Below are 9,032 nucleotides of genomic sequence, written 5' to 3' on the forward strand. Positions count from 1 at the left end.
ACTCCTCACACGCCGACGACGGACGCGGGCGCCGAGGGCTGGGCGATCACCTCGAGCGCCTCGCGGATCTCGGTCATGGACACGTGCACCAGCGGCAGACCGCCCGACAGTTCCGGGCGCCCCAGCGCGCGTAGCAGCACGAACGGCACCGCGTCCGGGCGGGCGTCGAGATAGCCCTTCTTGTTGTCGTCGGCGACCACCGCGAGCACCTCGTCCATGTGCACCGAGGCGGGTAGCGCGGGTTCGACACCGAGGCCGGTGACGATCTCGTAGTGCGTGCTCACCTCGTCATCGGAGAGCCACCCGCGCGCATGAGAGATGTGCGCGGCCACCAGCATTCCCACAGCAATCGCGGCACCGTGCGGAATACCCGCCGCGCCCCGCGCCCGATAGTCGCAGATTTCGATGGCATGGCCGACCGTGTGACCGTATTCCAGAACCAATCCGGCCCGCCGCTCGAAGGTATCGTTCCGAGTGACCGCGGATTTCGCGGCGATACTCGCCTCCAGCAGCCACAGCAGATTGTTCGGAGCGGCCAGGTTGTCGCTGGCGATAACCGCACGCAGTTGATTCAGCGCACCGGGCCGGATCGCCAGGCAGTTCTTCGCCATTTCACACAGCCCGGAACGCAATTCGCGCTCCGGCAGCGTGTCGAACAACCGCACATCGGTGTACACGGCGGTGGGCGCGTAGAACGTGCCGATATGGTTCTTGCCCACGCCGCTGTTGATCGCCTGCTTCAGCGAGAGCACCGAATCCATGGCGGCGATCGTCGTGGTCGGCACGTGCACCAGGCGCACGCCGCGGAACAGCAGATTCGCCATCAGGCCCGCGAGATTGCCGGGCACGCCGCCGCCGAAGGAGACCACGATCGAGCGGCGGGTGATGCCCGCCCGCAGGGCTGTCTCGAGGTGATCGGACAGGACCGCCGGCGTCTTCATCGATTCGCCGGCGGGATGGGTGAGCGTGATCGACGGTATGCCACGCGCCAGCCGTTCGATATCCCGGGCGTACAAACCCGCCAGCCGATCATCGGTGACGATGACCAGTTTGTCCGGGCCGTAATTCGCTATCGCCCGCGCGATCTCGGCGATGCAATCCTCGCCGAAAAAGTACGGAATAGTTTGCTCGCCGATGCTGATCGTGCGTGAACGCAGTCCCGCTGTGCCGGAATACGGTGCATTGCTTGCCATTTCCGTGCTCACTCCTGCTGTGGTGCCATTCGCGGATGAATCGACCGGCTTCGATGCCGCACCCGCAGTGCAAATATCGAATGCGAGGTCTCGATTTGGCAACCGCTGGGATACCCCAGTCATGACCACGGCCCCGCACCGGTACCACTGGGCGGGTGCACCCTTTGCTGCGGTGCTACCGGCAGGGGTGGTGCGAAACGGCGGATCGCCGTGAAATACCGCACGACGGCGGCCTATCCTGGGGCGAACGATCTTGGACGGACGAGGACGGGCGACGGGAATGCCGGTGGCTGACAACGAAATCGGTGCGGATTCCGCCGATGAGCTGCGGGCGCCGACCCTGGCCGAATTCGTGCGCGAACGCCGCGGCCGCACCAGCGCCGCCAATCCCGCCGGGCTGACCCGCAAACAGCTGGCCGAGGCCACCCATGCCAGCCTCGGCTATATCGCCAAGATCGAACAGGGTGAGGCGCTCAATCCGGGCCCGGCCGTGCTCGATTCGCTGGCGACGGTGCTGAAACTGGATGTGGCCGAACGCATTCACCTCTACCACCTCGCCCAGCAGCGGCCCGCGCTGCCGCCTCCGCCGGTGCTGCGCCGCGAGGACGAAGAGGCGGCGGCGGTGCGGATCACCCTGGACGCGCTGCTGCCCCATCTGGCGGCCGCCCTCGACGACGGCTGGCATGTGGTCGACTGCAATGCGGCCTTCGACGCCGCACTGCCCGGGCTCGCCCGCAACGGGCACGTGCTGCGGTGGATGTTCACCGATCCGCGGGCCCGCATGGTGGTGGAGGAATGGGAACGCGAGGCGGGCCTGATGGTGGGGCGCTTCCGCGCCTACGCCGCCGGCGCGCCCGATCGCGCCCAGATCGACGATCTGTTGCGCGATCTGGGCGAGCAGCCCGATTTCCGGCGGCTGTGGGCCGCCGGGCAGGTGCACATCGGGCGGCGGGATCCGGGGTTCAAGCTCCGTGATCCCAAGACCGCCACCGTATTCGACGTGCGGGTGCAGCGTTACCGCGGCACCCCGCCGGGACCCGCGCACCAGCTGTTCATCGGCCTGGTGGACGCCGCGCGGTGAACTCCTACGGCAAGCCGTCGAGGAAGGCGCGCAGCAGTGGATTCACCTCGCCGGGATGGGTGAGGTTCGGTGTCATCGACGCCCCGGCAATGGTGTGCACCTCGGTCGGATTGCCCAGTGCCCGAGCCATATCCGCCATCTCCCCGGCATCGTTGGCCTGGTCGGCCAGGCCGCGGATGACCAGTGCGGGACAGTCGATATCGCCGAGCAGTTCGAGCACCGAATCCCGATTGATCAGGCACTCCGCGGCCGCGCGCACCCGCGCCCGGTCCGCGGCGAGCCATTTGTCGCGCCACGGTTTCTGATCCTCGGGGGTGGCGCCGATCATCAGCGAGGACACCATTTTGATGGTCGGAGCCAGCGGGACATCCCCGGTCCACGCGTCGATCACCTCCCGATAGCCGACCTTGCGATGCGCGGGCATGGCCGTCGCGGTGGATCCGATCATTATCAGCCCGTCCACCCGCGGATGGGCCAGCAGCGCCATGCGCACCGCGGTGAATCCGCCGTGCGCCACCCCGCCCACCACGACACGCTCGAGGCCCAGCGCGTCCACCACCGCCCAGGCGTCGCGCGCCAGATCCCAATAGCTGAACGGGGTTCCGGGATCCTCGCTGGGTCCGTGACCGCGGGAGTCGATGGCGATCACCCGGTAGTCCGGCGCCAATCCCGCCGCTTGCGGGGCGAACATCTCCTGATCCATGAACAGGCTGTGCCCCAGCACCACCGCCCGTCCCTCGCCCCCGGTATCCGTGTAATGAATCCGCACGCCCCCGCTTGCGACAAACGGCATTCTCCAACTCTCTACTTCGCCCACAGAACCGCTTCACGCTATCGCACACACGGGCGAGCGCGGCCGTCTCGCAGGCGGGGGGTGGCCATGTGCGTGGGCTATGAAACCTGTTCCACTGGAGCAGAATTGAATCCTCAAGGGCCGAGCGAGACCGCCTGCGGCGCCACCGGGTAGGCCGCGCCGGCGAGCATCGGCATCGGGTCGAGGCGATCGGGTCCGGGTGGGGCCCACACGGTGCGATGCCATTCCAGGTGCAGGTGCGGCGCGACATCGCCATTGGTGCGGCGGTCGGGATTGATGGTGGCGATGCGCTCGGCCGCCTCCACGCGCCGGCCGACCCGGACCTCGGGGCGCACATGGCCGTAGACGGTGGTGCCCGAGCCGTCGGCGGTGGGGTGATCGATGACCACCCACAGGCCGAAACCCGTTGCGGCGCCGGAATACATGACATAGCCGCCCTGGCAGGCGAAGACCGGGCGGTCGGCCGAGCCGCCGGGGAAGCCGAAGTCGACGCCCCAGTGGAAACCACCGGCGCGCGGGCCGAACGGAGAGGTGACGAGGTGGCCGAATTCCAGCGGCCAGATCTTTGGCGCCATGTAAACCTCCCTGTGTTCATTGTCGCGGAACCGCCCACAGGTTGCGGCCGATGCCGGGAATCGGATTGGCTGTCCGGCAACAGAACCGACCACTCAGGAGGCTATGCATGCGATCCCTCACGACCGGCACCATTGCCCTGGCGCTGGCCGCGACCGTGGCCACGGCCGCTCCGGCCGGGGCCGACGAGCCCGCACCGGAGCGCTCGGATGAGAACATCTCGGTGGATGTGAATCTGCTGGGCTGCTCCATCGGCGCCGGGCTCGGTGGCGATCTGCTGGTCGCGCTGGCGGCGGGCAATGGCTCCAGCGCCACCATCAAGTCCGGGTTGGCGGCGCGGCTGCGTGCTGCGGGATGCTTGCCCTGGACCTGATCGGCCCGAGACTCGGGCCCTGACACAGGAGGGCACATGTCCGATCGCGCGGTATTCGTCACCGGAGCGGGGGCCGGCATCGGCCGGGCCATCGCGCACCGGTTCGCGGCCGAGGGATGGACGGTCGGGCTCTACGACATCGACGCCGCCGCGGTGCGCGCGGTCGCCGACGAGATCGGCGGCCCCACCATCACCGGCGGCTTCGATGTGACCGAGCCGGAGGGCTGGCGAACGGCCCTGGCCGGATTCACGGCAGCCACCGGCCGCCTGGATGTGCTGGTGAACAATGCCGGAATCCTGGTGTCCGGGGCCTTCGCCGAGATTCCCCTCGAAGCACAGCATCGCGTGATCGATGTGAACGTCAACGGCGTGCTCAATGGATGTCATTGCGCGCTCCCGTATCTGCGCGCGACTGCCGGGAGTCGGGTGGTGAACCTGGCCTCGGCCTCCGCACTGTACGGGCAGCCCGGCCTGGCCGCCTACGCCGCCTCCAAGGCCGCGGTCCGCAGCCTCACCGAGGCCCTCGATCTGGAATGGCGGCGCTACGGGATCGGCGTCGCCGATGTGCTGCCGCTGTTCGTGGCCACCCATATGGTGGAGGAGGTGAATCGCGGTGCGGACAGTGCGAAGTCGCTGGGAGTGCATCTGACTCCCGCCGATGTCGCCGACCAGGTGTGGCAGGCCGCGACCCGCACCCGCGCCTACGATCCGCACCGGCTGGTCGGCTGGCAGACCAAACTGCTGAATGCGGGGATGACGCTGAGCCCGGGCTGGCTCAACCGGCTCGTGGTCGGGCGGCTCTCCAACGCCGACGCGCTCGGCAGCGACCGCTGACGGTCGCGCCCGGCCGGTGCGGGCCGAGCCTCACACGCCGAGCGCCGCCCACGCGCCGAGCAGGACCCATGGCATGCCGGCCAGGCCGATCGCGGCGAATCGGCCCGGGTGGATGGTGATTCCGCGGGCCCGGCAGCGGTCGGCCCACAGCAAGGTGGCCAGCGAACCCCACATGGTCACCAGGGGACCGATATTGGTGCCCAGCAGGATCTCGAACAGGCCGTCGCCGGACCCGGGCGGGATCGCGGTCTCCATGGCCAGATACGCCGGGAGATTGTTCACCAGATTCGCCGAACCGGCCGCGAGCACGGTGGCGCCCAGCCCGGAGTGGCCCGCCCAGCGGGTCAGCAGCTCACCGAGACCGTGCTCGACGAGGGCGGTCACGGTGAGGAACAGCCCCTCGGTGGTGAGCACCAGCCGCCACGGAAACAGGCCCCAGCGCAGATGCTTTCGCCCTCGCACCGCGAAGACCGCGAGCACGATTCCGGCCGCGGCGGTGGCGGCGAGCCACGGTGCGGTGCCCGCGGTCACCGCGGCGACGAAGCCCACGCAAGCGAGGACACTGACGCCGAAGGTGACCCGATCACCCGGCGGCGTGTGCTCGGGCACCTGATAGCAGCCGGTCAGCGTCCGCCGGAACAGCACGGCCAGGAACCCGACGGTGATGGCGACCGCCGCCAGCTGCGGCAGCGCCATGCGTCCGGCGAATTCCAGCGTCGACATCCGACTGTGCTGCAGCGCAAGCAGATTCGTCAGATTGGAGATGGGCAGCAGCAGGCTCGCGGTATTGGCCAGCCAGATCACCAGCAGCGCGAACGGCAGCGGCGACAGATCCAGCCGCGCGGTCAGCGCCAGCACGACCGGGGTGAGCAGCACGGCCGTGGTGTCCAGGCTCATGCCGATGGTGGTCGCCGTGGCCAGCACCGCCACCAGACCGAACAGCAGCGGCGTGGACCCGCGCCCGAGGCGAGCGCACCAGGTGGCGGCGGCATCGAAGACCCCCGCCGCCTCGGCGAGCTCGGCCAGCACCGTCACCGCGATCAGGAATCCCAGAATCGGCACCGCCCGCGTCACGCCCACCTCGAAGGCCTTGCCCGCGGGTAACCACCCGGTCACCACCACCAGCAGGCCCGCCGCACTCACGATCTTCCACACCGCGTCCAGATTGCCAGGCGCTTGCCGAGCCGCCACGGCCCGGCGGTGTTACTCCCTGCCGGGTGCTCTGAGCCAGAAGCGTCAGTAGGTCGGCCAGTTGCCCGGTGTCATGAGCTCGAGGAGGTGCTCGTCCGGATCCCGGAAGTAGATACTGCGGCCCCCGCGTGCCCAGTTGGTCCGGCCTTCGATCGGGATGCCGTGCGCGTCCAGGTGGGTCTCCCACTCGGCCAGTTCGGCCTCGGATACGGCGAAGCACACATGGAGGCGGCCGCCGCCGTCATGGGTCGGGATCACGCCGTTCGGCAGACCCGGTCCGGGCAGCACCTTCGGTTCGAGCGATCCGCCGCGGCGGAACAGCAGCAGCACATTGCTGCCACCGATGTCGAACGCGCACAAAGGATCCGCGTCGAGAATCGGATTCAGCTGCAGTACATCGGTATAGAACTTGCGGGCGCGACCGAGGTCGTCGACATACAACGCGGACTCGATAATCCGGTCGAGTTTCGGCACTTTCGCTTCTTCCTCTCGAATAACGCTGTCGAAGCAATCGTGCAACCTCAAGTCCGCTCGAGGTCCAGGGCCGCGTGGCCACGAACACACCCTGCCGCCACCCGCGGGGCTCAGCGCCGCCGTCAGAACAGCCGATCACCCGAGGGCTCCGGTAGGGCCGTCGCCCGCATGGGCAGACGCTCCTCGTCGTCGACGGCATCCTGGATCGCGTCGATTTCGTCCTGCACCGCCTCGGCGCGCGCCACCAACTCGACCCGGTCGGGCTCGGTGAGGCTCTCGGCACCCAGCTTCTCGAAAACGCACGAGAGCACCGACCGTAAGTCCTCCAACTTGCTGTCCGACTCCACGGGCCCTCACCCTACATCCGAACCGAACGGACATCCGCTGCTGCCGACGAGCGTGCACACAATCTGCAGCAGTACGCTAGCCCGGTGATGGTTGGCTCGACGTTCTACTGCTCCTCCTGTGCCGAACTGCACGATGGGCCTCCCCTGAGCTACGGCACCCCCGCGCCGGTCTACTGGAACGCCGACCTCGCAGATCAGCCGGGCAGTGTGCTGGGGGAAGAACAATGTGTGATCGCCGGCGAACATTTCTTCGTGCGGGCGCGTCTGGTGCTTCCGATCTCGGATACCGGTGGCGAGTTCGACTGGGGTGTCTGGGTATCGGTCAGCGAGGCCGGCTTCGACCGGATGTCGGCGTTGTGGGACAAGCCCGAGAGGGTAGCGGAGCCACCGTATTTCGGGTGGTTGTCCACAGAGCTTCCGGTGTACGAGCCGACCACGGTGAACCTCAAGACGAGACTGCACACCCAGCCTCTTGGCGAGCGCCCTCTGGTGGAGCTGGAGCCCACCGGTCACCCTCTGGCTGTCGAGCAGCGTGCGGGGATCACCATGGCCCGAGTTCAATGGCTTGCCGAGCAGATCGTGCACGCGGACCCGCGGGCCAACTGACCAGGAGCCGTCCGAGAATGCCGCTGATGGCGCGGATCGAATTGTTCGCCGCGGCGCGGCGGAAGATCAACCTCAGATAGGGCAGCCAGGCGGTCGGGCTGGTAGCGATCGTCAGTATCAGCGGACTGGGATCGAAATAGGCGATTCGCTCGGCCACCTTCCCAGCGCGCAGGGTGATTCGGTCCAGCACCCGTAGCTCGAATCGCTTGCCGGCGACGGTTCCGGACAGCGTGTGCTCGATGACGACGCCCTCGGGCACGACCGCCCACCAGAGCAGGCGACCCGCAAGGTCAGGACACAGCTCGAGCAGCCGGATGAGCTCGTCGGCATAGGCGGCCGAACCGTGCATCTCCGGGCGAAGCGGTTGCACGAGGTGAGCGTCCGGATGGAGCATCCCGTCGAGCGCGGACGGGTCCGGACTCGCCCAGAAGGCCTCGAAGCGGTCCACGAACTCGGCAGCAGACTTCAAAACCCCTGCGGTCGAGGGACTTTCCGTCATGTTGACGATCCAAGCATGGGTGCCGTGCGCGATGCTGGCGGATATCGGCCGACGTCATCGATTGCCGACGGCGCTTGTTTCGGAAGGTGTTCGCGTCGAGCCGGTCAGCGGTCGCGAGTCGACGGCGGCAAGACCTGGGCCGGCTGCATCCGATTGGGGTCGAAGGTTGTTGTGAGTGGCTCTGTGGAGCCGGCGTCGGTGATGCTGATCGTGGTGTCGTCTGTGAAGGACACGCGCTGGGGGCAATCGGCTGCTATCCGTATCCACACGAGGGTTTGTCTGCTGAACGGTCCACCGCGCTCGCGAAGCCAGACCTGGCAGGAGGCGGGGTCGCCGTTGCCCCAGAACGACTCCGTGACGGCTTCGTGGCGCCCGCCGGGGCTCACTTCGACGGCCACGAGCTTGGGTCCATAGTCGTTGAACTTCTCTGCCCATATCGACACGGGCCACGCGAGCACCGTCGCCGGCGCTAGGAGGGCAGCAAGGACAACCTGCACGGGGGTGCGGCGCGAGCCGAGCTTCGGCGAGAGGACGAGGAGCACCACGGCAGCTGTCCAGCATGTCGGTAGCGCCCAGAGGGGGAGCCAGTCGAACCGATAGAAGCGGTCGGCGTGATTCCATATGGGCACCACCGCGATTCCTGCGGCGCCCAGCGCCAGAACGGCAGCAGTCCACACGATTGGCTGTCGGCGGAGCATCCGATCCGCCACGTCCGGCGCGGATGGCTGCCCTTCGGTCGTCTTTTCGGTCAACAGTCTGCCCACCTTCGGCAATTCGCGTCCGACTCAGGGCACCCATTGCCGCGGAGTTCGCGCGATAGTTCGACACCGCTCATCCTTGCCTTCGCACGCCCGACGGGCACGCCCGTAGTTCAGGGGCCACACAGATATGCACTGTCATGCCGCGAGGCGCGCCGGCCCGGTGGGGCCGCGCGACCAAAGGTATGTGCACCAAGAGAACCCCGTAACTCTACGGGGGGGGGGGGGCCTGGCGCTGTCCCCACAAGATTTATGGGCGCGAGGGGGCGCCAGGCGCGGGGAGGCGGTA

Annotated in this window: 12 protein-coding genes; 4 read left to right on the forward strand and 8 right to left on the reverse strand. The window is 67.9% G+C overall.

Features of this window, described 5'->3' with window-relative positions; translation table 11 throughout:
* Window positions 1-5 precede the first annotated feature (5 nt).
* Window positions 6-1,193, reverse strand: coding sequence for a 2-deoxy-scyllo-inosose synthase (locus tag ACFVIV_RS36235; RefSeq protein ID WP_379204373.1), 1,188 nt, complete (start codon window positions 1,191-1,193; stop codon window positions 6-8).
* 286 nt (window positions 1,194-1,479) lie between these two features.
* Between ACFVIV_RS36235 and ACFVIV_RS36240 the strand changes: the two genes are divergently transcribed.
* Entirely contained in the window at window positions 1,480-2,274 is a 795-nt protein-coding gene (locus ACFVIV_RS36240; RefSeq protein ID WP_379204375.1) for a helix-turn-helix domain-containing protein, read from the forward strand.
* 4 nt (window positions 2,275-2,278) lie between these two features.
* On the opposite strand, the gene ACFVIV_RS36245 is transcribed toward ACFVIV_RS36240, so the two are convergent.
* Together ACFVIV_RS36245 and ACFVIV_RS36250 are read right to left on the reverse strand one after the other, a co-directional pair.
* Window positions 2,279-3,067 (reverse strand): alpha/beta fold hydrolase, encoded by a 789-nt coding sequence (locus tag ACFVIV_RS36245; protein ID WP_379204377.1) that lies wholly within the window; start codon window positions 3,065-3,067, stop codon window positions 2,279-2,281.
* Window positions 3,068-3,201: 134 nt separating this feature from the next.
* Window positions 3,202-3,663: a M23 family metallopeptidase gene (locus tag ACFVIV_RS36250; RefSeq protein ID WP_379204379.1), complete on the reverse strand. Its 462-nt coding sequence runs from the start codon at window positions 3,661-3,663 to the stop codon at window positions 3,202-3,204.
* A gap of 107 nt (window positions 3,664-3,770) precedes the next feature.
* Here ACFVIV_RS36250 and ACFVIV_RS36255 point away from each other — a divergent pair, with 107 nt between their 5' ends.
* Window positions 3,771-4,034 carry a hypothetical protein gene (locus ACFVIV_RS36255; protein WP_379204380.1) on the forward strand — a complete coding sequence of 88 codons (264 nt, stop codon included), beginning with the start codon at window positions 3,771-3,773 and terminating at the stop codon, window positions 4,032-4,034.
* A gap of 36 nt (window positions 4,035-4,070) precedes the next feature.
* Window positions 4,071-4,868, forward strand: coding sequence for an SDR family oxidoreductase (locus ACFVIV_RS36260; RefSeq protein ID WP_379204382.1), 798 nt, complete (start codon window positions 4,071-4,073; stop codon window positions 4,866-4,868).
* Between the two features lie 30 nt (window positions 4,869-4,898).
* Here ACFVIV_RS36260 and ACFVIV_RS36265 read toward each other — a convergent pair whose 3' ends face one another.
* From ACFVIV_RS36265 to ACFVIV_RS36275, 3 genes are all read right to left on the reverse strand, one after another.
* Window positions 4,899-6,059: an SLC13 family permease gene (locus tag ACFVIV_RS36265; RefSeq protein ID WP_379204384.1), complete on the reverse strand. Its 1,161-nt coding sequence runs from the start codon at window positions 6,057-6,059 to the stop codon at window positions 4,899-4,901.
* A gap of 45 nt (window positions 6,060-6,104) precedes the next feature.
* On the reverse strand, window positions 6,105-6,533 hold the full coding sequence (locus ACFVIV_RS36270; protein WP_379204386.1) for a VOC family protein: 429 nt from the start codon (window positions 6,531-6,533) through the stop codon (window positions 6,105-6,107).
* A gap of 122 nt (window positions 6,534-6,655) precedes the next feature.
* On the reverse strand, window positions 6,656-6,880 hold the full coding sequence (locus ACFVIV_RS36275; RefSeq protein ID WP_379204388.1) for a hypothetical protein: 225 nt from the start codon (window positions 6,878-6,880) through the stop codon (window positions 6,656-6,658).
* A gap of 87 nt (window positions 6,881-6,967) precedes the next feature.
* On the opposite strand from ACFVIV_RS36275, the gene ACFVIV_RS36280 reads away from it, so the two are divergent.
* Window positions 6,968-7,486, forward strand: a complete 519-nt coding sequence (locus ACFVIV_RS36280) for a DUF2199 domain-containing protein (RefSeq protein WP_379204400.1) — start codon at window positions 6,968-6,970, stop codon at window positions 7,484-7,486.
* Here ACFVIV_RS36280 and ACFVIV_RS36285 read toward each other — a convergent pair.
* Together ACFVIV_RS36285 and ACFVIV_RS36290 are read right to left on the reverse strand one after the other, a co-directional pair.
* On the reverse strand, window positions 7,422-7,985 hold the full coding sequence (locus tag ACFVIV_RS36285) for a nuclear transport factor 2 family protein (protein WP_379204389.1): 564 nt from the start codon (window positions 7,983-7,985) through the stop codon (window positions 7,422-7,424). The genes ACFVIV_RS36280 and ACFVIV_RS36285 overlap by 65 nt on opposite strands.
* 104 nt (window positions 7,986-8,089) lie before the next feature.
* Window positions 8,090-8,737 carry a hypothetical protein gene (locus ACFVIV_RS36290; protein WP_379204391.1) on the reverse strand — a complete coding sequence of 216 codons (648 nt, stop codon included), beginning with the start codon at window positions 8,735-8,737 and terminating at the stop codon, window positions 8,090-8,092.
* Window positions 8,738-9,032: the final 295 nt, after the last annotated feature.

This window comes from Nocardia sp. NPDC127526 (genome assembly GCF_042672265.1).
Taxonomy (GTDB): domain Bacteria; phylum Actinomycetota; class Actinomycetes; order Mycobacteriales; family Mycobacteriaceae; genus Nocardia.